Annotated in this window: 22 protein-coding genes; 15 read left to right on the top strand and 7 right to left on the bottom strand. The window is 64.9% G+C overall.

Annotated features, from left to right (window positions below; translation table 11 throughout):
* The first annotated feature begins 202 nt into the window (after nt 1–202).
* The 3 genes from N825_RS19000 to cysC all read left to right on the top strand — a co-directional run bounded on the left by N825_RS19000 (nt 203) and on the right by cysC (nt 4,386).
* Nucleotides 203–1,363: a right-handed parallel beta-helix repeat-containing protein gene (locus tag N825_RS19000; protein ID WP_157619380.1), complete on the top strand. Its 1,161-nt coding sequence runs from the start codon at nt 203–205 to the stop codon at nt 1,361–1,363.
* Between the two features lie 301 nt (nt 1,364–1,664).
* Complete coding sequence (cysD, locus tag N825_RS18995) at nt 1,665–2,462, top strand: sulfate adenylyltransferase subunit CysD (protein ID WP_037455477.1); 798 nt, start codon at nt 1,665–1,667, stop codon at nt 2,460–2,462.
* Nucleotide 2,463: 1 nt separating this feature from the next.
* Nucleotides 2,464–4,386 carry an adenylyl-sulfate kinase gene (cysC, locus tag N825_RS18990; RefSeq protein ID WP_051512581.1) on the top strand — a complete coding sequence of 641 codons (1,923 nt, stop codon included), beginning with the start codon at nt 2,464–2,466 and terminating at the stop codon, nt 4,384–4,386.
* 58 nt (nt 4,387–4,444) lie between these two features.
* Here the strand turns inward: cysC and N825_RS36655 are convergent, their stop codons facing one another.
* The 5 genes from N825_RS36655 to N825_RS18965 form a co-directional block, all read right to left on the bottom strand.
* Nucleotides 4,445–6,220, bottom strand: coding sequence for a right-handed parallel beta-helix repeat-containing protein (locus N825_RS36655; RefSeq protein ID WP_051512580.1), 1,776 nt, complete (start codon nt 6,218–6,220; stop codon nt 4,445–4,447).
* A 758-nt stretch (nt 6,221–6,978) separates the two neighbouring features.
* Complete coding sequence (locus N825_RS18980; RefSeq protein WP_051512579.1) at nt 6,979–7,689, bottom strand: class II aldolase/adducin family protein; 711 nt, start codon at nt 7,687–7,689, stop codon at nt 6,979–6,981.
* Nucleotides 7,686–9,143, bottom strand: a complete 1,458-nt coding sequence (locus tag N825_RS18975; protein WP_051512578.1) for an FGGY-family carbohydrate kinase — start codon at nt 9,141–9,143, stop codon at nt 7,686–7,688. The genes N825_RS18980 and N825_RS18975 overlap by 4 nt, the downstream gene beginning before the upstream one ends.
* Nucleotides 9,140–10,624 (bottom strand): xylulokinase, encoded by a 1,485-nt coding sequence (xylB, locus tag N825_RS18970; RefSeq protein ID WP_037455475.1) that lies wholly within the window; start codon nt 10,622–10,624, stop codon nt 9,140–9,142. Before xylB ends, N825_RS18975 begins: the two co-directional genes overlap by 4 nt.
* Nucleotides 10,617–11,669, bottom strand: coding sequence for a LacI family DNA-binding transcriptional regulator (locus N825_RS18965; protein WP_063833879.1), 1,053 nt, complete (start codon nt 11,667–11,669; stop codon nt 10,617–10,619). The genes xylB and N825_RS18965 overlap by 8 nt, the downstream gene beginning before the upstream one ends.
* A gap of 175 nt (nt 11,670–11,844) precedes the next feature.
* Between N825_RS18965 and N825_RS18960 the strand changes: the two genes are divergently transcribed.
* The 8 genes from N825_RS18960 (at nt 11,845) to N825_RS18925 (ending at nt 19,612) form a co-directional block, all read left to right on the top strand.
* Entirely contained in the window at nt 11,845–12,846 is a 1,002-nt protein-coding gene (locus tag N825_RS18960) for a substrate-binding domain-containing protein (protein ID WP_037455473.1), read from the top strand.
* Nucleotides 12,847–12,876: 30 nt separating this feature from the next.
* Nucleotides 12,877–14,358, top strand: coding sequence for a sugar ABC transporter ATP-binding protein (locus tag N825_RS18955; RefSeq protein WP_037455470.1), 1,482 nt, complete (start codon nt 12,877–12,879; stop codon nt 14,356–14,358).
* Nucleotides 14,345–15,361 carry an ABC transporter permease gene (locus N825_RS18950; RefSeq protein ID WP_198038551.1) on the top strand — a complete coding sequence of 339 codons (1,017 nt, stop codon included), beginning with the start codon at nt 14,345–14,347 and terminating at the stop codon, nt 15,359–15,361. The genes N825_RS18955 and N825_RS18950 overlap by 14 nt, the downstream gene beginning before the upstream one ends.
* Nucleotides 15,358–16,383, top strand: coding sequence for an ABC transporter permease (locus N825_RS18945; RefSeq protein WP_084164871.1), 1,026 nt, complete (start codon nt 15,358–15,360; stop codon nt 16,381–16,383). Before N825_RS18950 ends, N825_RS18945 begins: the two co-directional genes overlap by 4 nt.
* A 36-nt stretch (nt 16,384–16,419) precedes the next feature.
* Complete coding sequence (locus N825_RS18940; protein ID WP_037455467.1) at nt 16,420–17,268, top strand: sugar phosphate isomerase/epimerase family protein; 849 nt, start codon at nt 16,420–16,422, stop codon at nt 17,266–17,268.
* Nucleotides 17,269–17,440: 172 nt separating this feature from the next.
* Complete coding sequence (locus N825_RS18935; protein WP_245613170.1) at nt 17,441–18,163, top strand: DUF2270 domain-containing protein; 723 nt, start codon at nt 17,441–17,443, stop codon at nt 18,161–18,163.
* A gap of 242 nt (nt 18,164–18,405) precedes the next feature.
* Nucleotides 18,406–19,038: a tyrosine-type recombinase/integrase gene (locus N825_RS18930; RefSeq protein ID WP_037455464.1), complete on the top strand. Its 633-nt coding sequence runs from the start codon at nt 18,406–18,408 to the stop codon at nt 19,036–19,038.
* Nucleotides 19,004–19,612, top strand: coding sequence for a GNAT family N-acetyltransferase (locus tag N825_RS18925; protein ID WP_245613169.1), 609 nt, complete (start codon nt 19,004–19,006; stop codon nt 19,610–19,612). The genes N825_RS18930 and N825_RS18925 overlap by 35 nt, the downstream gene beginning before the upstream one ends.
* On the opposite strand, the gene N825_RS18920 is transcribed toward N825_RS18925, so the two are convergent.
* Nucleotides 19,576–20,310, bottom strand: coding sequence for a TSUP family transporter (locus tag N825_RS18920; RefSeq protein ID WP_037455461.1), 735 nt, complete (start codon nt 20,308–20,310; stop codon nt 19,576–19,578). The two genes, N825_RS18925 and N825_RS18920, sit on opposite strands and share 37 nt — an antisense overlap.
* A 318-nt stretch (nt 20,311–20,628) precedes the next feature.
* Between N825_RS18920 and N825_RS18915 the strand changes: the two genes are divergently transcribed.
* Nucleotides 20,629–21,918, top strand: coding sequence for a hypothetical protein (locus N825_RS18915; protein WP_037455458.1), 1,290 nt, complete (start codon nt 20,629–20,631; stop codon nt 21,916–21,918).
* 25 nt (nt 21,919–21,943) lie between these two features.
* Here the strand turns inward: N825_RS18915 and N825_RS18910 are convergent, their stop codons facing one another.
* The gene (locus N825_RS18910) at nt 21,944–22,933 is read right to left on the bottom strand and encodes a GlxA family transcriptional regulator (protein ID WP_037455455.1); all 990 of its coding nucleotides are present in this window, start codon (nt 22,931–22,933) and stop codon (nt 21,944–21,946) included.
* 146 nt (nt 22,934–23,079) lie between these two features.
* On the opposite strand from N825_RS18910, the gene N825_RS18905 reads away from it, so the two are divergent.
* From N825_RS18905 to N825_RS18895, 3 genes are all read left to right on the top strand, one after another.
* Nucleotides 23,080–23,631: a cysteine hydrolase family protein gene (locus tag N825_RS18905; RefSeq protein WP_037455452.1), complete on the top strand. Its 552-nt coding sequence runs from the start codon at nt 23,080–23,082 to the stop codon at nt 23,629–23,631.
* 200 nt (nt 23,632–23,831) lie between these two features.
* Nucleotides 23,832–24,872, top strand: coding sequence for a sugar ABC transporter substrate-binding protein (locus tag N825_RS18900; protein WP_037455449.1), 1,041 nt, complete (start codon nt 23,832–23,834; stop codon nt 24,870–24,872).
* A gap of 50 nt (nt 24,873–24,922) precedes the next feature.
* Complete coding sequence (locus N825_RS18895) at nt 24,923–26,434, top strand: sugar ABC transporter ATP-binding protein (RefSeq protein ID WP_037455446.1); 1,512 nt, start codon at nt 24,923–24,925, stop codon at nt 26,432–26,434.
* The last annotated feature ends 20 nt before the right edge of the window (nt 26,435–26,454 follow it).

The raw sequence follows: 26,454 nt of genomic DNA, 5'->3' as shown, positions 1-26,454 counted from the left end.
TTTCGCACATCAATCAAATTTATCAAGTGGATAATAGTTGAAAGATACACAAGGTTTAGACGGATCACCTTTATGGGCAATCAGTTCCGCCATGCACGTAAGGTGATATCCAAAACGCTCCCGTGATCCCGATGCCAGTCCTGTGATCCCCTGTCGAAGGGTGTGGTCACGACAGTCGCGCTTGCACGCGCGGGAGGGGCGTATGGGCGGATCTGGTCAGCGGATTTCAGCCGGTTTGATCGTCATGCTGATGGCGCTGACGGGCCCGACATCGGGCCTGGCGGGCGCGTCGGTCTCCGACGCGGAGGCTGTGGCCATGGGGGATGTCGTGGCGCGGGCCTCGTCCTGCGTCAGCCGTCCCAAGCGGATCAAGGTGACGCCGGGCCAGTCGATCCAGGCCGCCATCGCCAAGGCGCAACCAGGCACGGTGATCGGCGTCGCCGCTGGCGTCTACCGCGAGGCGCTGGATCTGACCGGGCTCCAGGGCACGCCCGACAAGCCGATCATCCTGATGTCCGCCGACGGTGTCGGCGCCGCCACCATCCTGGGAGCGCCGGAGAAGCCGGCGATCGCCGCGTGGGGTATCGCAAATGTCGGGATCTATGGGTTCCGTGTCGTCGCGGACACCTCCGACGGCGACATGGGCGCCTTCAAGATCGCGGGGCCTTGGGAAAAGCCCGCCCGAAACGTCGCGGTGGTTGGCAACATCGTGACCGGGGTAGGCACCGACGGCATCAAGTTCTTCAATGGCGCGACCAATATCCTAGTGGTCGGTAATGTCATCGACGGCGATTGGCGCGAGGAGGCGATGGACAACGTCTCGATCGAGAACGCCTTGTTCGCTTACAACACAGTCCGCGGCTCCGCCCGCAACACGTCGATCACCATGAAGGCGGGATCGCGGAACATCATCCTCACCGGCAACGACTTCAATTCCCGCTCCAATGTCGGGATCAATGTCGGCGGCGTTGGCACCTCGCGTTTCAACAGAAAGTTTCCCGACTACTGGAAAGGCTTCGAGGCGACATCGATCACCGTGGCTGGCAACGTCGTCGGCGACCAGGCGCGCAAGAGCGTCTCCTTCATCGGCGCCAACAACTCGGTCCTGAAAGAGAACTTCCTGTCCAACGGTGTCAGGTCCCGTCAGCATGAACAGCCCGGTGAACTGCTGTATCCATCGCATGACAACAGGATCCAGGACAACACCGTCCGATCCACCGACTTCTTCGAACCCGACGATGGGCAGGACAAGGGGTATGTGTTGTCGCGCAACGCGCCCGGCAAACCGAAGATCCAGGCGGGTGTCCTGGCTTTCCCAAAATCCGGGGGGGCGATATGTCCAGCGACGCCACCTGTTGGCTGACTCTCTCCTTTGAGTTGCGGGAACGCGCCACTTGAGTGCGCCGGGAGCGGGAAACCTCCAAGTGGGTGCGATCGCGACCAACTAGTCGATGAGCGTTAACCATATGAGTTAAGGGAGTATTGCCGTAGCCGAAACAGGCCGTCGCGTTGATCATGTCAAGCGCACAGTTTGTGTCGGTCGAAGGGCCGGGATGGGGTGCCGTCGAGGACTTTCCGACTGGAAAATGTCTCAACGTTCGCTTCATCCAATTCGAGAATGGTCCGTTCGGCCGTTGTCCACCAAGTCAAGGAGTTGCGCCCGCATGTCCACACATCTGGACGCGTTGGAAGCCCGGTCCATCCACATCTTGCGGGAAGCGTTCGCCTGTATCGAACCGCTCGGCATGCTGTGGTCGATCGGTAAGGACAGCAACGCGTTGCTGTGGCTGGCCCGGAAGGCGTTCTTCGGCCGTGTCCCATTTCCCGTGGCGCAGTTGGACACCGGGATGGAACTGCCGGAGGTCTACGAGTTTCGTGACCGCATCGCCCGAGAGTGGGACCTCGATCTGGTGATCGAGCACTGTCCGCCGGAATCGGAAATGGACCCGACACTTCCCCCGGCCAGCCGGTCGGCGGCGCGGAAGACCGCGGGCCTGAAGAACCTGACCGAGCGCCACGGGTTTCGCGGCCTGATCGCCGGCATTCGGCGCGACGAGCAGGCGACCCGCGCGAAGGAGCGCGTGTTCAGCCCCAGGTCCAGCGACAACGCCTGGGACGTGCGGGAGCAGCCGCCGGAGTTGTGGGACCAGTACAAGACGGAGTTTCCCGAAGGAACCCACGTCCGCATCCACCCGCTCCTTCATTGGACCGAGATGGACATCTGGCGCTACACGCGGCGGGAGGAGATACCGGTCGTGCCGCTCTACTTCGCGCGGGACGGCAAGCGCTACCGTTCCCTGGGCGAGAAGAACATCACCCTGCCGATCGACAGCAGTGCTTCGACGATCGACGAGATCATCGCCGAACTGAGCGAGACGCGCACGTCGGAGCGCGCCGGTCGGACGATGGACCATGAAGCCGAGGACGCCTTCGAGCGTCTGCGCAGCAGCGGATATCTTTGACATGACGGCACAGCCCCTCGATACCGAACAATCCCAAGCCGCCCCGACCCAATTCCGCCCGGCCGACTTGCGGCTGGTGGTGGTCGGCCATGTCGATCATGGCAAATCCACCCTGATCGGGCGCTTCCTGCACGACACCGATTCGCTGCCCGACGGCAAGCTGGAGGAGATCAAGGCGATCAGCGAGAAGCGCGGCATGCCGCTGGAGTGGTCGTTCGTCCTGGACGCGCTCCAGGCCGAGCGCGATCAGGCGGTGACGATCGACATCACCCAGATCTGGCTGCGCACGCCGCGCCGCGATTGCGTCATCATCGACGCTCCCGGACACCGCGAATTTCTCCGCAACATGGTGAGCGGCGCCGCGTCGGCGGACGCCGCCGTTCTGGTGATCGACGCGGGGGAAGGGATGCGCGAGCAGTCCCGCCGCCACGCCTATCTGCTGAACCTGCTCGGCCTTCGCCAGATCGTGGTGGCGGTCAACAAGATGGATCTGGTCGGCCACGACGCCGGGCGCTTCGAGGAGGTGCGGCGATCTGTGGAGGAGTTCCTGGCCGAGCTTGGGCTCACGGCCTCGGCGGTCGTCCCGGTATCGGCCCGTCACGGTGAGAACCTCGTCAACCGTTCTCCCGAGATGCCGTGGTACACCGGACCGACACTGCTGGAAATGCTCGATCGATTCGAGCCGAGCGCCGCACCCGTCGAACAGCCTCTTCGCTTGCCAATTCAAGATGTGTACAAATTCGACCATCGGCGAATACTGGTCGGACGTGTCGAAACCGGTGTATTGCGTGTGGGAGACCAGCTTCTGTTCTCTCCGGCTAACCGATCCGCCCGTGTGGCGACTATCGAGCATTGGGGCCCGGGGCAAGCGCCAACGGAAGTGCGGGCCGGTGGGACCTTCGGAATCACGCTGGACGAACCCCTGTTCGTGGAGCGTGGGGATATCGCCAGCCATGCCGAGAACGCGCCGGTCCTGACCAACGTGTTCCGCGCCAGCCTGTTCTGGATCGGCCGCAAGCCGCTGGCGCCCGGCGACAGCCTGACCCTGAAGCTGGCCACCGACCGCGCCACCGTCACCGTCCAGTCGATCGATCGGGTAGTCGACACGCAGACGCTGGGCGGGGGCGATGCCGACCGCGTCAGGACCAACGAGGTCTGCGAGGTGACGCTGCGCTCGCGCGAGATGCTGGCGCTCGACGAGCACTCGACCAATCCCGCGACTGGCCGTTGCGTCCTGGTCGACGGCTTCGACACCGTCGCGGCCGGTGTCATCAACATGCGGGGCTATCCCGACCAGCGCCAATTGCTGACGGTCAAGTCGACCAACATCCAGGAGGTCGACCATCTGCTGAACGCGACCACGCGGGCGTGGCGCAATGGGCATCACGGCGCGGTGATCTGGTTCACCGGACTGTCGGGTGCCGGCAAGTCGACACTGGCCATGCGCGCCGAACAGCGGTTGTTCCAGCGCGGCTTCCAGACCTATGTCCTCGACGGCGACAATGTCCGTCACGGATTGAACGCCGATCTCGGGTTCACGCCGGACGACCGCACCGAGAACATCCGACGGGTGGGCGAGGTCGCGTCGCTGTTCGCCAACGCCGGGCTGATCGTGATCACGTCGTTCATCTCGCCCTACCGGGCGGATCGCGAACGCGTCCGGAAGGCGGCCGGGGCGGCGTTCCACGAGATCCACATCAAGGCCGATCTCGCGGTCTGCGAACAACGCGATCCCAAGGGGCTCTACCGCAAGGCCCGGGCGGGGGAAATCGCGGAATTCACCGGCATCTCCGCGCCGTACGAGCCGCCCGAAAATCCCCAGCTGGTGGTCGACACTTCGCGCCATAACATCGAGGAGTGCCTGGAGCAGATCATGCGCTATGTCGAGAGCACCATCGCCCTACGGGCGAGCGGAGCCGCGTGAGAACCCTTGAACCTTGGGAGGGGGCGCCTCCCAACGATGGGAGGCGCCCCACGACGGTTCAGGAATGGCCGTCGAAGTGGAAGTTGCCGGCGACCAAGGCCGAGGTCTTGACGCCCAGGAGGGTCAGGGTCTCGTTGTTGCCCAGATCGATCTCGACATCGACGCCCTGCTGGCTCATCGCCGCCTTGACGTCTGAGAAGCTGTCGAGCTTGTAGCCGCGCAGGTCGATGTAATCGCCCCCGCTGGCCGCCTTGAAGTCGGCGACGGTGTCGCTGCCATCACCCTTGTCGAACACGAACGTGTCGCGTCCCGCGCCACCGAACAGGAGGTCGTCGCCACCCTCGCCGGTGATGGTGTTGTTGCCGGCACCACCCTTGATGATGTTGGCGAGACCGTTGCCCGTCAGCGAGCCGTTGCCGGAATTCTGCAGGTACAGGTTCTCCACGTGGTCCGGCAGCTTGAAGTCGGACGCGTTGACCAGGATGGTATCGGTACCCTCGCCGGCCTTCTCGACGATCTTCTCCGATTTGCTGCTGGCAACATAGGTGTCGTCGCCCTTTCCGCCGATCAGGGTGTCGAGACCCGCCTTGCCATCGATCTTGTCGTGGCCGCTGGTGCCGGTCAGCGTGTTGGTGCCGCTCGTCCCGTTGATCGTCTTGGTCGGATTGGCGCTGGTGGCCCAGGAGCCGGAATCCACGCCCGTATCGGTATCGCCATCCTTGTCCGGAACGGGGGTCTTGTCGGGAGCCGGTGCCGCCGCGCCATCCGTCGACGAGCCGGTGTCGCCCTTGACGCCGCTGCCCGCGGGGATCGTCGCGTTGCCGACCTTGTTGCCGGAAACCGTGAAGCCCGAGGACTGGCCGCCATCCGGCTTGAAGAAATTGGCGCTGGCGACGCTGTTGTCGATCAGCTTGTTGTTGAAGGAATTATAGGTGAAGTGGCCCTTCTGCACATGGGCCGACGATCCGACGTTGTCCTTGAACGAGTTGTCTTCGACCAAATTACCGTTGGCGCCGGTGAATTGCAGGCTCTTGCCGGTGATCTTGGCCGTCACGACGTTGTCGTGGACATGGACGTTCTTGGCTTCGAAGCCCTTCCACTCGTTGGGAAAATCCCGGTTGAAGCGGGAGTTGCCGACACCGCCGACCTTGATGCCGATCGGGGTGTTCAGGTCGAACAGGTTGCCCACCACCTCGACATCGTGGGAACCCGCCTTCAGCGTGATGCCGGTATAGTTGGCGTTGCCCTTGATCGTGTTGTTGGCGTAGACGACGTTCTTGACCGAGACGTTGTCGATCGCCTCCTGGCGCCAGTTGCCATCGATCGTGTTGTTGGTCACCAGAACGTTGTTGGCGCCCTGGAACAGCTTGAAGCCGTCGGTGCCCTTGCCGGTGATGATGTTGCCCGAAATCAGCAGGTTATGCGGCGGATTGGCCCAGGGACCCCAAATCTTGAAGCCGCCCATGTCACCGGAATTGGTGTTGGAGACAACCTGGAAGTCCTTGATCGCCACGTTGCTGATGCCGTTCGCCGTGACCGTCGCGTTGCTCGATCCTCCCACGATCTTCGCGGCGCCCTTGCCGTCGATCGACTGGAGGATGATCGGCTTGTCCTCGGTCCCGTGAACACCGCTCAAGTTGATGTTTTCGTTGTAGGTTCCGGCCTTGACCTTGATGATCGTGCCCGGATCGGCCTTGTTGATCGCGGCTTGGATGCTCTTGAGGGGAGATCCCTCGGAGCCGTTGCTTCCGTTGTTGCCTTTATTGGAAACCCAAATCACCTTGGACGGAGTGAATCCAGAAAAAATATTGGCGACATTGTTGGCTGTTGGCATCTCAGGTTCTCTTCATGTGTGTAGGGCTGGTGGCGCAGTTTTGGCTGCATTACTTGCGACTCTTGCAGTCAATCCTTAATCCATCTTTACCCCGGCTGTGACAAAATAGGGTGGTGCGCTCTTTGGTTTGTAATGGCATCAGAGAAGAGCGCGTGGGTGGTCCTCCGTTTCATCCAGATACCTGGATACGGTCTTTAAAATCGGCACACATATTCAAAACGCACTTAAATCCGAAGGATTTTCGCGCTTTTTGACTGCCGAGTTTTTGCTGGAATTTTAGGATGGCGGGTGCTGCGGATCAGCGGCCATCACTGATCACCTAATGAAAGTGATCGCTCCAAAAAGCATCAAGGGAATGAAGTCTAAATCGCGCTCATTATGATCTCACTTTCATTCCATTTTCGAAACTCCGCCCCAGTCAGCCGATCGTCCACAAGCTTCCCTTGAACGGACTCGTGAAGCCGTTATTGAACTTTCCAGGGTAGGGATGGTTTCTTGTTGGCGGGTTAACTGGAACGCAAATTACAGCCAAAACGCCTGTGCGCCTGCGCAAAAAACCCGTTCGCAAATTCGACAAAAGTGAGACTTCGATGATGGCGGAATTGGGATTTCTTTGGGCCGCCCGCGATGTTTCCGCAACTTTTTTGGTTTGACGGCAAATTCTTAAGGTCCATCGGCCCTGTGGCCGGACCGGTTCTTGAAAACACCGGCGCCGGCCACAACTGCGAATCTTTGGTCCGTTGAAACAGCGGCTGGTGTCAGCCCGCTTGGCGCGGACGGGCGATATCGTTGATTCCATCAAGGTCGGGCGCCTGCCCGTAGCTCATCCGGCGCATCTGTTCGATCACCCGCTCCATCTCATCGTCCGGCAGGATCGGAGGCTCGCCGAGCGTCAAGGCCTGGACATACATCCGCGACAGGGTTTCCACCTCGTTCGCCAGCCACAACGCGGACTCCAGCGTCTTTCCAAGGGAAATCTGGCCATGCTGACCCAGCAGGCAGGCGAGCCGCCCCTCCAGCGCTTCCAAGGCGTAATCGGAAAGCTGCTGGGTGCCGAAGGTCGCGTATTTGGCGCACCGGATCGTCGTGCCGCCGGCGACGCCCGTCATGTAGTGGAAGCTCGGAATCGTCTTATGGTGGACCGCCAGGGTCGTGGCGTACAGCGAGTGGCAATGCAGAACGACGTCGATGTCGCCGCGCTGGCGCAGGATGTCCCGGTGGAAGCGCCACTCCGACGAAGGACGGCGTCCGACATAGGTGCCATCGAACGCCATCTCGACCAGATCGTCCGGCTCCATCCGGTCGTAGGGCAGGGATGACGGCGTGATCAGGAACCCGTCGCCGGTCCTGACCGACAGGTTGCCGGCGGTTCCCTGGTTGATGCCGGTCGCGTTCATCTGGCGGCATGTCTCCACCATCTGGCGGCGGAGATCCTGGTTATCCGTCATGGTGACGGTATCGGCTGTCATCGCGTTTCCATCCTCGTCATCGTTGTCATCGCCGCGGTGGATCCCGCGGCATCCCGTGCCCGCTCCAACCAGCGGGCGCGATAGGGTGCCAAGCCGGGGAGATCCAGCCGTGGCGGTTTCTCCAAGGTGACCGCGACGGGTCCGGTACGCCGGACATGATCGGCCAGCAGGGCCGAACCGGCCGCGGTTCCTTGGGAATCGAGATTGAACAGGGTTTGGGCTCCTGCGCCCGAGGCTTGCCGGGAGGCCGCCACCAAGCCGGCGTAGAGCGGGTCGCGCACGAAGCTGCCGTCCAGCACTACCAGCCCGTCGGCGCGGAGCGCGTCCAGGCACACCGTCGTCAGCAGGGCCGTGTAGAGCACGGCCAGCGCCCGCTTCTCCGAGGGGTTCGCGGGGGGCGGCCCGATGATCGCGCCAGCGCCAGCGCTTCCCGGAAACATGCCGTCCTCGTCACCGAAGGAGGGCAGGGCCATGGTGCCACGCTCGATCAGGCGGGCGACCGTCGCGGCGTCCGTGACGGCGGCGGCGCCATCCTCGCCCGCCACGCGGGAGAACTCCCGGCCGCCCATCGTCAGGGCACCCGCCAAGGGATGGCCTTCGACATCGGCGTTGCAGGTCATGCCGCGCGCCTCGCTCAAGCGCGACTGGTCGAACACGTCGCTCAGCCCGACGATCCAGGTTCCGGTCGACACCACGGTCATGTCGGCGTGCCCCGCCGCCTGATAGCGGTAGAAGTTGGCGCTGCTGTCATGGATCCCGGCCAGCACGTCCATGTCGGCGGGCAGGTCGAAGCGCTTCGCCAGCTCCGGCTTGAGGCGTCCGACCGGCGCCCAGGCGGGTGCCAAGGGTGGCATCAGGCAATTCCAAGCCTGTGATCTGGCGATCTCTGTGACGCGCCGTTCCGGCACGTTCCACAAATGGGATTGGGCGCCCAGGATGGTGAACTCGGACACGGCGCCGCCGCTCAACCGCCATGCCCAAAATTGCGGCAGCCCCAGGAACCAGCGCGCCCGGCCGAACGCCTCGGGAAACCCACGCTCCAGCCACAGCAATTGCCGGGCGAGATGGGTGGCGCCCACCATGATTGGACTGCCGCGCTCGCGATAGGATCCAGCCAAGGCCGCGTATGCTCGCTCGACGTCGTCGGGAAGCGGCTGCTCGTAGTCGATCATCGGCGCGGCTGGGCCATCCTCTCCGACGAGCACGCCGCCCGAACCGTGGCCGCAGGCGACGAAGGCGCCGAGCGCGTGGCGGGTGGCCAGCGTCCGTAGCTCCTCCATCAGCCAATCCTCCAGCCCCGCCAGATCGTGATGCCGGTAGGGCGGACCGGGATGGGTCGCGTTGGGAGCGGAGATCGTTTCCAGGATTCCGCCTTCCCGGGTCGCCACCGTCAGTTTGACGTTGGTCTTGCCGATGTCGAACACCGCCACGCGCGTGTTTTTGTCGTGGTTCACGCTTTGAATTCCTCCCTCAGTGCCCGGTAGAGCCGCTTGAACCGGATGAACGTCTGGTCGTAGGTGACACCCAGGGCCGGATCGGGTCGCGTGACGTCCAGCACCGGCGGCTTGACGCAAACGGCCTCGACCGCCTCTCCGGTGACGGCGATCCGGGCGAGCCGGGCGGCACCGAACGCGGGGCCGCTTTCGCTTCCGGCGTAGCGGGTGATGGGAATGCCGAGCGCCGAGGCGATGAGCCGCGTCCAGAACGGGCTTCGGGCACCGCCGCCGATGACCGCCGCCGTATCGACCCGCGTTCCCGCCGCCGTCAGACAGTCGCGCGCCTCGCGCAGCGACAGGGCGACGCCCTCCAGCACCGCCAGCATGACATCGGTCGGTGTCGTGTCCGGTGCCAGCCCGAATAGGACGCCCCGAGCGTGAGGGTCGTCGTGCGGCGTCCTCTCACCCGCCAGATAGGGTAGGAACAGCAATCGCCTGGACCGGTCCCGGCTGTCGAATTCCGCTTCGGTGCGCGCCAACAGGGCCCCGATGTCGGTTTCGCCGACCAGCCGGGCGGCCCATTCCACCACGCTGGCGCCGTTGAGCAGGGCCGCCATCTGGAACCACGTGGCCGGCAAGGTGTGGGCGAAGCCGTGGATCAGCGTCTCGGGAGCCGGGCGGTATTCCCCGGTGGTGACGAAGATCTGTGCCGAGGTGCCAAGCGAGATGAAGGCGTCGCCGTCGGTGACGGCGCCGATCCCGACCGCTCCGGCCGCCGCGTCGCCTGCGCCACCCGCGACGATCACGGTCCGGTGGGTCAACCCCCAGTCCTGGGCCACCGCGGGGATCAGGCATCCGGCGGCGGACGTGCCGTCCACGACGCGCGGCATCTGGGCGAGCGTCAAACCGCAGGCGTCGAGCAGGGGAGGGGACCAGTCGCGCGCCGCCTCGTCCAGCAGGAGCGAGCCAGCGGCGTCGGACGGGTCGGTCACCGCCTCGCCCGTCAGCTTGAACCGGATGTAATCCTTGGGCAGCAGGACACGCGCGACGCGCCGGAACAGGTCGGGCTCGTGTCGGCGGACCCATAGCAGTTTCGGCGCCGTGAGGCCGGGCATGGCGGTGATGCCGGCGATCCGGCCCAGGCCTGGAACTTCCGCCGCCAACTCGGCGCACTCCGTCGTGGCGCGTCCGTCGTTCCACAGGATGGCGGGACGGAGGGGACGGTCTTGGTCGTCCAGCAGCACCGCGCCATGCATCTGTCCGGACAAGCCGATCGCTGCGATGGTGGAGAAGCGGTCGGGTGCCTGTCGCCGGATCTCCGCCACGGCGGTCTGGGTCGCGCGCCACCAGTCCTCCGGGTCCTGTTCGGACCACAGTGGCCGCGGGCGGGACGTCATCAATCCGGTGGAGGCGGAAGCGAGCGGCGCCTGCGTCCGATCCACCAGCACGACCTTGACGGCCGATGTGCCGACATCGATCCCGAGATAGGTCTCAGCCATGACGCGGCACCGTCCCGGATGGCCCGAACTGGGGAGGGATCTTGACCATTGGGCACGCGTCCACCCTGTACTCCTCCATATAGACGAAAGCTTGGTCGATCATGGCTTCCACGTTCTGCCGCAGCATGGTGACGGGGAAGGGCAGGAAGGCCGCGAAGGGGTCCCAGTCGAAGCAGCCGATGAAGCGGTCGCGGAAGGCGTCCGGCTCCAGGGACTTGAAGAACTGGATGGCGCCCTCGAAGGCGGTGATCGAATTGACGAACAAACCGGCGGGCATGCCACCAAGGCGATGGTGCATTTCCTCGACCGTTTGGCGGGCCGTCGCGGGCGAGTAGCCGCAGCGGTGGATGTGGGTCTTGGAGACGGTGAAGCCATGTCCGGCGACCGCCTCCTGGAAGCCGGCGACGCGTTCCTCCGTAGCGTATTCCCCGGCGACGCCGCCGAGGAAGTGCAGATCGGCGCCGCCGCTTCCGGCACCGCCGCCGGTGGCCGCGATCTTGTCCAGCAGCAGGCCGGTCAGCATGGCGGCGCCGCCCCGGTTGTCGCTGACGACCGACGGGGCGTTGGCACCCGGCAGGTCGATGTTGACGCAGGGCGTGCCGGCGGCGCGGCACAGGTCGTTCAAGGGTTCGGGCCGGGCGACGCCGACGATGAACAGGAATTCGACCTGATGCGACAGCAGCCGCTCCACCACCTCGCGCTCCGTCTCGGGCCGCCGCTGGGTGCTGACCACCATCGGACAGAATCCGCGCTCGCGGGCGCCCGCCTCGAAACTCTCGGATAGCCCCGCGAAGAAACGGTTGCGGTAGTGCGGCATGATCATGCCGGCCAGTCCGGAGCGCGCCAGCCGGAGCCCGCGGGCCTTCATGTTGACGGCGTAGCCGATGGCGCGCGCGGCGCCCAGCACGCGTTCCGCCGTGGATTCGCTGATGCGGTAGCGCCGCCAGGTGCCGTTGAGCACCATGCTGACGGTCGAGGGCGACGTCCCCGTGGACGTCGCTATGTCATAGATGGTGGACTTCCGCTGTCCCCGGTCCGATGCCATCTGGTCGCCTTCCTCCCGGTACCCTTCACCCATCTCCTGGGTCCATTGCCTGGATGGAGCACCTTTTGGGGAGGGATGATAGATCATCTTGACCGATTTGCTAAATGGATTTAGCGTTGTCCGGCGAAACAAAAGCAATCCGGCGACAAGCTGGAAAGAAACACATGGAGGAAACATGACCAGCAAGCTCAGCCGGCTTCTGCTCGCCGGCGCCTTCGCGATCGGCCTGACCGCCACCGCCATCCCCTCGAACGCCGATGCCGCGACCCGCATGGGCGTGGTCGTCAAGATTGGTGGCATCCCCTGGTTCAACGCCATGGAGGCCGGCATCAAGCAGCGCGCCAAGGAGTTGGGCGTCGACGCCGTGATGGTCGGCCCGACCAGCGCTGATCCCGCCCTGCAGGTCCGCGCGGTCGAGGACCTGATCGCCCAGCGCGTCGACGTGATCGGTGTCGTCCCGAACGACGCCGAGGTGCTGGAGCCGGTACTTCAGCGCGCCCGCGACGCCGGCATCAAGGTGATCACCCACGAATCACCCAAGCAGAAGAACGCCGACTGGAACTTCGAGCTGGCCTCGGTGGATGGCTTCGGCGACGCCTATGGCAAGATGCTGGCCGACAAGCTGGGCGGCAAGGGCAAGTACGCCGTGTTCGTCGGCTCGCTGACGGTTCCGCTGCACAACGCCTGGGCCGACGCGGCGATCGCCTATCTCAAGAAGAACAATCCGGAGATGGAACTGGTCGGCGACCGCTATGGCGTCGCGGAGAACGTCGACGAATCGCGCCGCACCGCGCTCGACCTGATGCGCGCCCATCCCGACCTGAAAGGCTTCCTCGCCTTCGGCAGCCAGGGCCCGATCGGCGCCGCGCGCGCCGTCAGCGAGCGGCGCAAGGGCGGCGAGATCGCGGTGCTCGGTCCGTTCTCTCCCGGACAGGGCCGCCGGCTGGTCCATGACGACGTCCTGACCGGCGGCTTCATGTGGAACCCGATGGAGGCTGGCAAGGTCTTCGTCACGCTGGGCGACATGCTGGCGAAGGGCCAGGAGATCAAGGACGGAATGGAGATCGAAGGGCTGGGCAAGGTCCATCCCGACTTCACCGAGCGCAACATCATCGTCGATCAGTTGGTCGAGCTGAACAAGGACACGGTCGACAAGCTGGCCGAACTGGGTCTGTGAGCACCCGCCCCCGTTTGATCGGTAAAAGCAATGTTGCTTCGACTTGACAACGTGTCGAAGGTGTTCGGCGGCGTCCAGGCGCTGCGATCGGTCTCCTTCGACGTGGCGCCGGGCGAGGTCCTGTGCCTCGCCGGCGAGAACGGCTCGGGCAAGAGCACGCTGATCAAGATCATCAGCGGCGTCTACCGTCCGGAGCCGGGCGCCACGATGCTGTTCGACGGCGAGCCGATCGACGGGCTGACCCCCGGCGTCGCCCGCTCGCTCGGCATCCAGGTGATCTGGCAGGATCTGGCCCTGTTCCCCGAGATGTCGGTGGCGGAGAACATCGCGTTCGAGCGTAACCTGGGGGCTGGGTTGCGGCTGGTCGACTACTCGGCCATGCGCGACGCGGCGGCGGGCATCCTCGCCCGGTTGGGCGTGACGCTGGACTTGGACAGTCCGCTGCGGGAACTGTCGATAGCGCAGCGCCAGATCGTGGCGATCTGCCGGGCGTTGATCGCCGACGCCCGGCTGGTCTTCATGGACGAGCCGACGGCCTCGCTCAGCCAAGCCGAGACCGACGCGCTGCTGGTCATCGTCCGCCGGCTGTCGGCCGACGGCATCGCGGTCGTGTTCGTCAGTCACCGTCTGGCCGAGGTGCTGGAGGTCTGCGGCCGCGTCACGGTTCTGCGCGACGGCCGCAACGTCGGGACCTTTCCGACACAGGGCATGACGCAGACGCGGCTGACCGAGTTGATGACCGGCCAGACCTTCGACCAAGCGGTCCGCGCCGCCGACCACTCGGCCAGCGCCACCGTGCTGGAGGTCAGGAACCTGACCCGGCGCGGCGATTACGAGGATGTCTCGCTGACGGTGCGCCGGGGCGAGGTCGTCGGCGTCACCGGCAGGCTGGGCGCGGGGCGGACCGAATTGGCCCTGTCGCTGTTCGGCATGAACCGGCCCGACGGCGGGGAGATCCTATTGAACGGCGAGCCGCTGCGCCTGCGGTCGAACCGTGACGCGATCGACGCCGGCATCGCCTATGTGTCGGAGGACCGACTCTCGCTCGGCCTCGTCCAGCCGCAGTCGATCGCCGACAACACGGCGCTGCCGGTGCTCGACCGCCTGCTGGGGGCGGCCGGGCTGCTGTCGGAGAAGCGGAAATCGGTGCTGGTGTCGGAGTGGGTCCGCCGCTTGTCGGTCAAGATCGGCCGGCCGGAGGACGCGGTCTCCACCTTGTCCGGCGGCAACCAGCAGCGCATCGTCCTGGCCAAGTGGCTGGCGACCGAGCCCAAGGTCCTGATCCTGGATTCGCCGACGGTCGGCGTCGACGTGGGTGCGCGCGCCGGCATCTTCGCCATCGTCCACAAGCTCGCCGAGGAGGGCATGGCCATCATCCTGATCTCCGACGAGATCCCCGAGGTCTATTTCAACTGCGACCGGATCCTGCACATGCGCGACGGTCGCCTGATCGACGAGTACCTGCCTGGTGCCACCCCGATCGACCGGATCGAAAGCCATGTCCATGCGTAGGAACCCCTTGCTTGGCATCGGCTCGACCGAGCGTTGGCTGATCGTGGTGATCGCGGCGATGTGCCTGTTCCTGGGGCTGACCACCGACACCTTCCTGACGCTGGTCAACCTGTTCGACCTGCTCAACATCAGCGCCGTCAACGTGATCTTCGCGGCGGGACTGCTGGTCGTGCTGATCGCCGGCGGCATCGACATCTCGTTCGCGGTCGCGGCCTCCGTCACGCAGTACCTGACGGCGCTGACCGTGGGACACCTGGGGGGAGGCAATTGGGCGATCGGCTTCGCGGTGGCGTCTTGCTATGGCTTCGCGCTGGGAGCCTTGAACGCCACCTTGATCTGGCGTTTCCGCATCATCTCCATCGTGGTCACGATCGCGACCTTCAACCTGTTCTTCGGCGCCCTGATGTTCCTGACGCAGGGCGTGTCGATCTATGATCTGCCGGACTGGTGGCTGGACCGGATCATCCTGTTCGAGTTCGACACCGCCAATGGCTACGCCGAGCTGACCTTGCCGGTCGCCGTCATGATCGTGGTCATCGTGGCGACTTGGTTCCTGATCCGGCGCACGACGGCCGGCCGACAGCTCTACGCCATGGGCGACAATCCGGAAGGCGCGCGGCGGGTCGGCATCAACATCGCGGCGATGCATTACCTGGCCTATGGCTGGCTGGGCGTCACCGCCGGGATCGCCGGGCTGATGCAGGCCCATTACGCGCAGGAGGTCGTGCCCAACGCCTTATATGGCCGCGAGTTGGACGTGCTCGCCGCCGTGGTGCTGGGGGGAGCGCGGCTGGGGGGCGGACGGGGCACCTTGCTGGGAGCGATCCTGGGCGTGGCGCTGGTCGCCATCACCCAGAACGGGCTCAACCTGCTGGGCGTCTCGCCCTACGCCTTCAAGATGATCGTCGGCGCCGTGATCCTGGTCGCGATCACGCTGTCCAACAGCGGCATGGCGAGCCTGCTGAGCGGCTTCCGGACACGGCCCGAGCGGGTGCCGTCATGAGCCGGACCACCACCACGCGGCCGGCGGCGGGCGCACCCACCCTGACTGGCCGGCTGGTAGCCTGGGGCTCGACCAGCGAGGTCGGCGGCCTGCTGCTGTTCCTGGCGCTCGTGGTTCTTGGCTTCAGCCTCGCCACGGACAGATTCCTGACGGCGCCGACCTTCGCCTCGATCGCTTTCCAGTTGCCGGAACTGGGACTGCTGACCCTGGCGATGCTGATCCCGATCCTGTCCGGTGGACTGAACCTCGCGATCACCTTCACCGCCAACATCTCGGGTCTGGCGCTGGCCTGGGTGCTCCAGGCCCATGGCGGGGCTGAGGCGGGCATGTTCGCCTTCGCGCTGGGCGTCTTCGCCGCCCTCGCGGTCGGGGCGCTGGTCGGCTTGGTGATGGGAGCCGCGATCGCCTATACCGGCGCGCATCCGATCCTGGTGTCGCTCAGCATGATGATCTTCCTGCGCGGGCTGGGCGAGTTCCTGACGCGGGGCGGCGACATCTCCGGCTTTCCGGAATTCGTCAGGCTGATCGGTCATGGCTGGTTCGCCGGATTGCCGGTTCCCTTATGGCTGCTGATCGGCTGCGTGCTGGCGTGGCACGTGCTGCTCAGCCGGACCCGCCTTGGGCTGACCATCCACATGGCGGGCTCGAACATCGAGGCGACGCGCTATTCCGGCATCGACACCCGGCGCACGCTGATGCTGGTCTACACCCTATCCGGCGTGATGTGCGGGATCGCGGGCGTGCTGATGCTGGCGCGCTTCAACTCGGTCCGGGTCGGGCATGGCGAGGCCTATCTGCTGATCACCGTGCTGGCCTGCTTCCTCGGCCGGGTCGATCCGTTCGGCGGTTTCGGCCGGGCCCTGCCGGTGGCGGTGGCCCTGCTGATCCTCCAGGTCATCGCCTCCGGCTTGAATCTGCTGGGTGCCAACCAGCACTTGGCGACCGCCCTATGGGGCGCCTTCCTGATCCTGGTCATGGTGATCCGGTACCTGTGGGCGAGCAGATCGCCCCACCGGCCCTGACCTGATTTCCCATCCGCTTTCAAAGGAGAAACTTCCATGCAAGGTTTTGGCGTACACACCAGTCTGTGGTCGCTCGATTGGAGCCGGAAAGCCGCCGATCTGGCGATCCCGGAGGCCAAGCGCTATGGGCTGGCCTTCGTCGAGATCGCGCTGCTGGACCCGCCCGCGGTTGACGCCGAGCATACCCGCAAGCTGTTGGAACAGCATGAGCTGACCGCCGTCTGCTCGCTCGGCCTGCCGGATGACAGCCGCCCGACCAACAATCCCGGCAAGGCGCTGGAATTCCTGACCATGGCGCTGGACAAGACGGCGGCGACGGGAGCCAAGGCGTTGAGCGGCGTGGTTTATGGCTCGATCGGCGAGCGCACCGGCAAGCCGCCGACCCAAGGGGAACTCGACGCGGTCGCCTCGGTGATGGAGAAGGCGGCGGCCCATGCCCGCAAGCTGAACCTGGAGATCGGCCTGGAGGCGGTCAATCGGTATGAGAACCACATGCTGAACACCGCCGACCAGACTGTCTCGATGCTGGAGCGTATCGGCGCTCCCAACGTGTTCGTCCACCTCGACACCTATCACATGAACATCGAAGAGAAGGGCGTCGCCAACGGCATCCTCCGCGCCCGCGAGCACCTGAAATACATCCATCTGTCCGAGAGCGACCGGGGCGTGCCCGGCACCGGCACCGTCGCCTGGGACGAGGTGTTCGGCGCGTTGGCCGCGATCGGCTTCAAGGGCGGCATGGCGATGGAGAGCTTCATCGAACTGCCGCCGCAGGTTGCCACCGCGCTTTCCGTCTGGCGCCCGGTCGCCCGCGACCGCGAGGAGGTTCTGGCCGACGGCCTGCCCTTCCTCCGTAACAAGGCGCGGCAGTATGGGCTGATCTAGACGATCACGCTCGGTAGGGGAGCTTTGCACCGTGGGTTGGCCGCCGCTTCGCCTTGGCCAACCCATACGCGGTGATGCTGGGATCGGCCTGCTCAAGCCGCTGGTTGCCTCGACCACCCTGTTTTACATGGACAGATCGGTATAATCTGACCTGAAAAACAGGGAGGAAGCCGTGGCCGACGTCAAGGTCGACATCAAGCCCACCATTGAGACACCCACGTTCAGCGCGCCCGAGATCGGCGCGCTGGCGCATTTGTACCGGGGGGAGTTGTATCGCAGCACCGTGTGGCGGACGCGGCTGGATGCCACGACCAACTGGGCGGTGGTGACGACAGGCATCGCGCTGACGCTGACCTACAGCAGCGCCGCGGCGACGCCGCTCCCGTTGGTGCTGGTGGGTTTGCTGGTGGCGGTGTTCCTCCACATCGAGGCGAGGCGCTATCGCTTCTTCGACTTCTGGCGCATCCGGGCGCATGTGCTGGAGGTCAATTTCTTCGGCCCGATCCTGCGGGGGCAGGGGGTGCGGACCGACAACGGCTGGAACGAGATCCTCTACCAGGATTATCGCCAGCCCAACCTGCACATCACGTTGATCGAGGCGGCGGGGCGGCGGCTGCGCCGCAACTATGGCTGGATATTCATGATCCAGGTGGTGGCCTATATCGGTAAGCTGCTGATCCACCCCATGCCCATCACCCATCTGGATGAAATCTTCGTCCGCGCCACCATCGGCCCGGTGCCCGGCCAACTGGTCCTGCTCGCGGGCTTCCTCTTCCATGCCAGTTGGATCGCCATCGCGGTCCAGACTTCCAGAAGCCGGCGCGGCGCCGACCGGGTCCATCCACCCCGGCCTCCCGTCGACAGGATCCTCCAACTCGCGCGGGGGACCGAGTAGCGGGCCTGCCGGTTAGGGTCGCATCGTCTGGACCAGAAACCCGAGTAGATCAGTGATGGCTCGGTCGAGCGCGCCGTGCCCGGCATGGTAACCGCCAAGCCAACTCATGTTGAAACTGATGTTTTTACGATGGGTCGTATATTTATATTACATATTAAAACTACACTAAACCTCACAACACCAATCAACAAAATGACACCACAAAGCTTGGCAAAGCCGCCTCTCCTGGGTATTCATTCTTCATGAGCGAAACCACCAACCGACGCGCGGAACTGCTGAACGACGCACAGGTCGAAACCTGCCTGCGCTGGTGCGGCGAGCGGCGGCGCTATCCCCACCGCGACCGTGTCGTGGTGCTGCTGAGCGTTCGCGCGGGCTTGGGGGCGACCGAAATCGCCAAATTGCGGCGCGGCCACGTGATGGACGGCGGCGGCGGCATCGGTGACGAGATCATCCTGGAGGAAGGCATCCGCAAGAGGGGAGCCGGCCGTGTCATTCCCATGCACTCCAGCCTCCGAGCCCATGTCATCACGCTGTTCGGGACCGTGCCTGGCGGTCCCAATGATCCGCTGATCCTGTCCGAGCGGGCGATGCGCCAGAACCCGGAGGATCCCGAGGACCGTCGGCTGGTCTGCATGGCGCCCAATTCGATCGTGCTGATGTTCCGCCAGATGTATGACGAGTTGGGATTGGTAGGATTCTCCAGCCACTCCGGCCGCCGCACCTTCATCACCAGCACCGCCCGCCTGATCACCAAGGCTGGCGGTTCCCTGCGCGATGTCCAGCAATTGGCCGGGCACACCAGCTTGGCGACCACCCAGACCTATGTGGAAGGCAGCGATGAAGCCAAGCGACGCGTCATCAAGCTCCTGTGACATGGCGATCGAGGTGCTGGACGCGGCAGGCGCCCGGGCCGCGATCCCCGAGCTTTGCGACGTGCTGATCGAGTGCGTCGACGGCGGCGCCTCGGTCAGCTTCATGGCGCCACTGTCCCGCGACAAGGCCGCCGCGTTCTGGGAGGGCGTCGCCGACGGCGTCGCACGCGGCGAGCGGGTGTTGATCGTGGCGAGGGCGGAAGTGATCGTCGGCACGGTCCAAATGGTCCCGGCGCCTCAGGAGAATCAGCCGCACCGCGCTGACATCGCCAAGCTGCTGGTGCGTGACCATGCGCGGGGCAGGGGAGTCGCAGCCTCCCTCATGGCCGCGGCGGAGACCGCCGCCCGCACAGCCGGCCGGACGCTGCTGGTGCTCGACACCGCCAGCGGCGAGGCGGGAGAGCGCGTCTATGCCCGCCTGGGCTGGACGGCGGTTGGGAAGGTGCCGGGCTACGCCTTGTTCCCCGATGGGCGGCCGTGCGACACGACCTTCTTTTACAAGAACCTCCGAGCGAGGGACGCCGTCGACGCGCCGGATCAGAGCATCGACTTGACCAGGACGGCGGCGCCGTAAGCCGCGATGAAACCGGTGACCGCCCGATCGTAGACGCGCGGCGTCGCCCTCATGAACACGATCCGGCCACAGAGCCAATATCCGAACGCCGCGATGATCACCGCCAGAAGGCTTCGCCACCCCAAGACGTCCGGTCTCATGATCACCAGCGTAGCGACTTGGGCGACAGCGAACATAAGGTAGTATGTCGCGATCGTTCCCCTGATCCCATGCTTGTCGTCCTGATGCGCGGCCGCGTAGAGCGTGAGCAACGCGCCGCCCATGTTCGTCAAACCGTGTACGGCACCCATCGCCATCAGGTAGGGGCGTTCACCAGAAACGATGAGGCGGGAGATCCGTCGCCGCAGGCTGTCATCGTGGCGAATCGCCGCCGCCGCGACGAGCGTCAACCCGATCAGCACGTCCACGCGCGCTTGAAGGCCCAGGGCCAGGACCGCGGCAAGGCTGACGATCAACGGGCCGATAGAGAGCAGCGGCCGCCCGCTCCGCCAGATCGTCGCCACCCGCGTGGGATCTGACGCTGTCTGAATGGCCGAAATCGCGATCGACGCCGGCAGCAGCAAGCCAAGCGCCTCAGGAAAATCGAGCCCCAGCAGCAGCAGGGTCGGCGTGCCAAACACCAGCAAGCCGACCCCGAAGACGGATTGGACGATCGCCAGCGCCGCGATGATGGTGCCGACAAGAAACGGCTCGTCCACATTGCCTCTCCACAGATACGCCGACTTCCGCCGGCCTCGCCCAAACACCCGCGGCGTGTCTTGTATGAGGGCAGATCGCGCGCGAAGGAGGACGCGCCATTCCCCAGCATACCACCGCAAAGCGGGATGAGGCATATTATCACGCTTTTTAATTGGTATTGATATGTGTTCAGTAGTTTTTTTAAATATATTTTTAGCTCTACAACAATTTATCGGATGTTTCTGACATCTGGTGCGCTCAAGGGTCCCATGATGATGTCCACGGTCCAGGAGTATCGGTGTTCCTCACGCCTCCCGAGAACAAGCCCATGTTGGACCGTGTCCATTGTCGTCGCGCTGGTGCTCGCGTTCGTCCAATCCGCCCAAGCGAAGTCGGCGTGTGAAGCCAAATACGCGAATTGGGAAAGCAAGCAACTCTACGTCACGGGAGAAACGCTGATCGAGTTGAAGGACCAGCTCGATCGCAGCGATGTCCTCGGAGGCTACAACTCAGCCAGGGAAATGCTGGTGACGCCGGCGTTCTCGTCCCCGTTTGTCATGATGACGAAAACTCCCGGGCCGCATACGGGATCCCTGGATTATACCCATAGCCCACTCGGTTATTGCGGACCGATCGGACCTTTTGGTCCCTTGGGGCCGAAGGGCCCGCTCGGGGCTTTCGATCCCGAAAAGCTGGGCACGACTGGGGCCGTCAGCGTCGCGGCGGCAATCGGCATGGCCTCCGACATTTACGGCGCTTGGTTCGCGACCTTGTTCACCCAAGCCAACCAAGTCTCCCCCCTGGGAAGGAACGGGCCACTTGGACCGGAGGGGGCTGTCGGGGACGGTTACTGCGCGTTCGATCAGATCGCTGATCTGGGTTTCGGCACGATGCGCGGGGTCAAGCACCTCCAAGCCGGTGGCATCTGGGCGGCGTTGGGCCCCGTGGGTCCCCTCGGTCCCTTGGGACCCTTGGGCGCCTTCGGACCACTTGGAGCGGTCCAGTCCCTTTACGACGACAGCGGCAAGACGGGACCGAAGCGAGGTGTCTATTACGACCGGGTGACCAAGCGCGCGGCGTTCGCCCGCGCGGTTGACTACCATCCCGATCAACCCCGCACTTATGAATTGGTGGAGTTCTACTCGAAATCGACCGCGATGGATCCCACCGTGTCCAAGGACACCTCTTTCGTGGTCGATGGCATGTTGGAGCGGGCCGGAAGCGCGGATCGTTACGGCTTCACCTCCCACACCGATCAATACGTCACGATCATCGTCATTCCCGGCAATCCGCGCGACGGCTATGGCTTGATGGCGAGGATGACGAACCAGGGCAAGGGCATCCAGACCGTGACCTCGCGGACGCCCTGGTGGCACTATGTCAATCAGATCCACGTCCGCGTTCCCGCCGGCACCCAATTCGACCTCACCGTGGATTACGAGAGCCGAGCCGACGCCGCGCCGCTCCCAACTTGCGAGTGGCAGGCGAAGAACCCCGCTGCGGCTGACTTTCTCAGGATCGGCGAGACGGAGGGCCTTGGGAGATATCGACTGATCGTGGTGGGATCGAGCGAATACATCAACAGAACGGACTTGAGTGGGTACCATCAGATCATCATCGGACCGTGAACCAAGGTGGTCCCGACAAGGTTCGTCACCTCGCCTGTGAAATCCCAAACCGCCGCCGGTACTCGCCGGGCGAAAGTCCCACCAGCTTGTGGAATACCTTGCGGAACGCGCCGGGATCCCCGTAACCCACGGCCCAGGCGACCTGCTCTATCGGCGTCGCGGAAGACTCCAGGATCTCCCGAGCCTTGCCGACGCGGAGATGCTGGAGGTATTCGGACGGGTTCAATCCCGTCGCCTTGTGAAACCGGCGAAGGAAGGTGCGCTCGCCCAGTCCCGCATGGGAAGCCATCATCGGCAGCGTCGGTTTCCCGCCGCCGTGAGATTGCAGCCAGTGCTGGACCTTCAGCACGGCCGCGTCGCCATGACGCAGTTTGGGAGCGAACCCGCGGTAGAACCGTTGCTCGCGGCCCCCCGGGTCGACCAGAAGGAAACGCGCGGTGTCCTGCATCACGCTGGGGCCGACCAAGCGCTCGACCAGACGCAGGCCGAGATCGACCCAGGCCATCACGCCGCCCGCCGTGATGATGTCACCGTCGTCCACCACCAGCTTGTCCGCGTCCAGCGTGATGTCGGGGAACCGCTCCGCGAACGTCTCCGCCAAAGCCCAGTGGGTCGTGGCCATCCGCCCGTCGAGCAGCCTGGTTTCGGCAAGGAGAAAGGCGCCGGCGCAGACGGAACACACCACCGCGCCAGCGGCGTGGCGTTCACCGATCCAGCGCGTCAGTGGAATGGCGCGGTCTCCCAACGGTTCGCGGGCGAGCGAGGGTGGCACGATCAACGCCGCCAACATGGGTTGGAGCGCCGCGGCATCGGGGTCCGGCACCGGCTCGACCGCCCCTCCATCCGCCGACAGCCGCCAGTGGCTGACCCGGAAAGCGGCGGCCTCGCCGTCCTGGCACGCCGCGGCGAGCCTGCTGGCGACGGCGAACAGGTCCGTCAAGCCGTGAACGGCCGATAGCTGCGCTCCGGGATAGATCAGCAGGCCGATCTCGATCGCGTCGCGCGAGACCATCATCCGCCCGCTCCCGTCATCTGTCAGTTTTGGCCCCGATAATGTCAGTTCCGCCAATACGCATCATGGCGAACTTCCCCTATGGTTCTCAACGGTCATCAGCGGTGCCGTGACCCGCGCCAATGACCCAACGGCAAGGAGCCAGAACCATGTCCAAGCGAGCCCTTCTGATCATCGACATCCAGAACGACTATTTTCCCGACGGCAAGTGGACACTGAGCGGCATGGACGCGGTGGCCGACAATGCCGCCAGACTGCTCGCCGCGGCGCGCGCGGCCGGCGAGATGGTCGTCCACATCCGTCACGAGTTCACCCGCCCCGAGGCCCCCTTCTTCGTCGCCGGCTCGGACGGTGCCCGCATACACCCCAAGGTGACGCCAATCGAGGGTGAGACCGTCGTGCTGAAGCACTTTCCGAACAGCTTCCGCGAAACCGATCTCAAGGGCATCCTGGATCGGAATGGTGTCACCGACCTGACGATATGCGGCGCCATGAGCCATATGTGCGTCGACGCCGCCACCCGGGCCGCCGCCGATTTCGGTTACGCCTGCACCGTCGTCCACGACGCCTGCGCGTCGCGCGACCTGGAGTTCGACGGCACCCTGGTCCCGGCGGTACACGCCCACTCCGCCTTCATGTCCGCGCTTGGCTTCGCCTACGCGAAGCTGGTGACGACGGACGATTATCTGGTGGCATCATGATTTGAGGGCAAGGACGAACGGATAGCCCTCAAGAGTCGGTTGCGGCGCGCTGGGGCTATGTCACACTCATTGGAGCGACGCGTGGCGATCATCGAGACACCGGCGCCGCACCGGAGCCGGAACCTCCACCATGGGGGAAACGGCCCCGCAAGGATAACGCAACGGGTCGAATGACCCGCATAGGTTCGGGAGGAACCACGATGTCCAACAGCATAGGACCGCGGCAACCGTCGCGGCGCCGTTTCATCCGTGCCGCCACCGCGTCAGCCGGAGCGGGCGCCGCCCTGCTCGGCGGGTTCGGCGTCAGCCCCGCCTTCGCCGCCGACATGGTCAAGGAGACCATGCGGTCGGAAAAGCCGCTCAAGGCCGCCTTCTCCAACGCCGGGCTCCAGGCGACCTGGTGCGCCCAGGGCAAGCGCGCGGCGGAGTGGTGGGGCAAGCTCCTCAACGTCGAGATCACTTGGTTCGACGGTGAATTGAGCGCCACCAAACAGCGCGCCGCGATCGACAACATGGCGTCGCAGAAGTGGGACTTCGTCGCGATCCAGGCTTTCGGCATCGGCACGCTGACGGCCCCCGTCGGCAAGATGATCGACGCTGGCGTTCCCGTGCTGGACATGGACACGCTGATCGCCCCGCTGGAACAGATCAACGTCCACAGCTTCCTGGCGCCCGACAACGAGTTCATGGGCGCCTCGGTCACCCAGGCGCTGCTCGACGCCATCGGCGGCGCTGGCACCATCATCATGACCCAAGGCGCCCTCGGGCACACCGGCGCGCAGGGTCGGGCCCGCGGCTTCGAGTCGGTGGTCAAGAAGTTCCCCAAGGTCGAGGTGCTGGACACCACGCCGGCCGATTGGGACGTGACCAAGGCCGTGCGGATCTGGGAGACCCACCTGACCAAGTTCCCCAAGATCGACGCCGCCTTCTTCCACAACGACGACATGGCGCTGGCCGCCTGGAACGTCATGAAGGCGCGGGGCCGCACCGACATCAAGATCGGCGGCGTCGACGCCATGCCGCCAGCGCTCCAGGCCGTCACCGAGGGGCGGATGCACGCGACGGTCCGCAATCCGTCGTGCCGCATCCATGGCGGCGCCGTGCTGGCGGGAGTCGCGGCGGTGCTCAACGGCGAGAAAAGCGGGCAGGGCATTCCAAAACACATCATCACGGATGGTCCCGTGGTGACCAAGGAGAACGCGCCCGGAATGCAGTGGATGCAGGATCACTACCTGATCTGATCCAAGTTCACCGCGTTTTGGCACGGCACTCTGGAAAGCGGGTCATCGGCATGGGCGTTGGGACGGAAGCGGCTCCGCCGCTGCTGGAACTGGCCGGCATCAACAAATCCTTCGGCGGCGTCGCGGCGCTTCGGGAAGTCGACTTCACGCTGCGCGCCGGCGAGATCCACGGTCTGGTCGGGGAGAACGGTGCCGGCAAGAGCACCTTGATGAAGATCATCGCGGGCGTGCACGCCGATTATGGCGGCACGCTGCGGATCGACGGACAGCCGCTCCGCTTCCGTTCGGCCCGCGACGCGCTGAGGGCGGGCATCGGGATGGTGCACCAGGAACTGAGCATCGTTCCGGACCTGACGGTGGCGGAGAACGTCTTCCTCGGTTCCCAGCCGATCACCCGGTTCGGCGTGGTCGACTGGCGGCGGATGAACGCGCGGGCGGCGGAACTCCTCCGCGACCTGGGCATCGACGTCGATCCACGGGTGCCGATCGGATCGCTGCCAATCGGTCTCCAGCAGTTGATCGAGATCGCCCGGGTGCTGTTCTCGGGCGCCCGGATCATCATCCTGGACGAGCCGACCTCCGCCTTGTCCCCGCCGGAGATCGAGCGGCTGTTCGGATTGCTGCGCGGGCTGCGGGCATCCGGACGCAGCATGATCTTCATCTCCCACTTCCTGGACGACATCCTGAACGTGTCGGACACCGTGACGATCTTCCGCAATGGCCGGAAGATCGTCACCGCCGCCGCGTCGGACGCCTCCAAGGGCTGGGTGATCGAGAACATGATCGGCAAGGGTCACGAGGACCTGGAGGAGAGCTACACCTCCGACATGATGCTCGATAGCAAGCCTGACGCCGCCGTGGTGCTGGAGACGTCGGGGCTCCGCCACGGCCGGGCGTTCCGCGACGTGTCGCTCCGCGTCAGGGCGGGGGAGGTGCTGGGGATCTACGGCTTCATGGGCTCTGGCCAGCTGGAACTGGCGCGCGCCCTGTTCGGCAAGCTGCGGCCCGACGGCGGCACACTGACGATCGGCGGGCGTCAAGTGACGCTCAACGGCACGGCGGCGGCCAAGCGGGCGGGGGTGGCATTCGTCCCCGAGAGCCGGCGTTCCATGCTGTTCAGCCACGAGCCGATCTATAAGAACATGTCGATCTCGATCCTGGATCGGCTCCATCCGGTTCTGCTGCGGCCCGCCGCCGAGCGATCCCTCGCGGAGCGGCATGTCGTCAGCCTCGGCATCCGGCCGCCGCGCGTCGACCAGGCGCTCGGCACCTTGTCCGGCGGCAACCAGCAGAAGGTCGGGCTGGCGAAGTGGTTGACCTACCTGCCGAAGGTGCTGGTGCTGAGCGAGCCGACCCGCGGCATGGATGTCGGCGCCAAGGAGGACGTGGTCAAGATCGTGCGATCGTTGCGCGAGCAGGGCGTCGGCATCGTCGTGGTGTCGAGCGAGCCGGAGACGGTGCTGTCGCTGTCGGACCGCATCCTGGTGATGAGGAAGGGCGAGATCGCCCGGGAGTTCGCGAGTGAGACGGTCAGCAAGGACCGCCTGCTGGATGCCGCCTGATATCTTCAAGGATCCGAATC

This window comes from Skermanella stibiiresistens SB22, assembly GCF_000576635.1.
GTDB classification, from domain to species: Bacteria; Pseudomonadota; Alphaproteobacteria; order Azospirillales; family Azospirillaceae; genus Skermanella; species Skermanella stibiiresistens.
This window is presented reverse-complemented; position numbering and strand designations above follow the sequence as displayed.

Excerpts from the sequence above, each read along its gene's own strand:
- N825_RS18955 (WP_037455470.1), top strand. The coding sequence starts at position 12,877 with ATGTTGCTTCGACTTGACAACGTGTCGAAGGTGTTCGGCGGCGTCCAG.
- N825_RS18980 (WP_051512579.1), bottom strand. The coding sequence starts at position 7,689 with ATGACAGCCGATACCGTCACCATGACGGATAACCAGGATCTCCGCCGC.
- N825_RS18900 (WP_037455449.1), top strand. The coding sequence starts at position 23,832 with ATGTCCAACAGCATAGGACCGCGGCAACCGTCGCGGCGCCGTTTCATC.
- N825_RS18895 (WP_037455446.1), top strand. The coding sequence starts at position 24,923 with ATGGGCGTTGGGACGGAAGCGGCTCCGCCGCTGCTGGAACTGGCCGGC.
- N825_RS18940 (WP_037455467.1), top strand. The coding sequence starts at position 16,420 with ATGCAAGGTTTTGGCGTACACACCAGTCTGTGGTCGCTCGATTGGAGC.
- N825_RS18965 (WP_063833879.1), bottom strand. The coding sequence starts at position 11,669 with ATGGCATCGGACCGGGGACAGCGGAAGTCCACCATCTATGACATAGCG.
- N825_RS18910 (WP_037455455.1), bottom strand. The coding sequence starts at position 22,933 with ATGATGGTCTCGCGCGACGCGATCGAGATCGGCCTGCTGATCTATCCC.
- N825_RS18950 (WP_198038551.1), top strand. The coding sequence starts at position 14,345 with ATGTCCATGCGTAGGAACCCCTTGCTTGGCATCGGCTCGACCGAGCGT.
- N825_RS18960 (WP_037455473.1), top strand. The coding sequence starts at position 11,845 with ATGACCAGCAAGCTCAGCCGGCTTCTGCTCGCCGGCGCCTTCGCGATC.
- N825_RS18930 (WP_037455464.1), top strand. The coding sequence starts at position 18,406 with ATGAGCGAAACCACCAACCGACGCGCGGAACTGCTGAACGACGCACAG.
- N825_RS18925 (WP_245613169.1), top strand. The coding sequence starts at position 19,004 with ATGAAGCCAAGCGACGCGTCATCAAGCTCCTGTGACATGGCGATCGAG.
- N825_RS19000 (WP_157619380.1), top strand. The coding sequence starts at position 203 with ATGGGCGGATCTGGTCAGCGGATTTCAGCCGGTTTGATCGTCATGCTG.
- N825_RS36655 (WP_051512580.1), bottom strand. The coding sequence starts at position 6,220 with ATGCCAACAGCCAACAATGTCGCCAATATTTTTTCTGGATTCACTCCG.
- cysD (WP_037455477.1), top strand. The coding sequence starts at position 1,665 with ATGTCCACACATCTGGACGCGTTGGAAGCCCGGTCCATCCACATCTTG.
- N825_RS18945 (WP_084164871.1), top strand. The coding sequence starts at position 15,358 with ATGAGCCGGACCACCACCACGCGGCCGGCGGCGGGCGCACCCACCCTG.
- N825_RS18905 (WP_037455452.1), top strand. The coding sequence starts at position 23,080 with ATGTCCAAGCGAGCCCTTCTGATCATCGACATCCAGAACGACTATTTT.
- xylB (WP_037455475.1), bottom strand. The coding sequence starts at position 10,624 with ATGGCTGAGACCTATCTCGGGATCGATGTCGGCACATCGGCCGTCAAG.
- cysC (WP_051512581.1), top strand. The coding sequence starts at position 2,464 with ATGACGGCACAGCCCCTCGATACCGAACAATCCCAAGCCGCCCCGACC.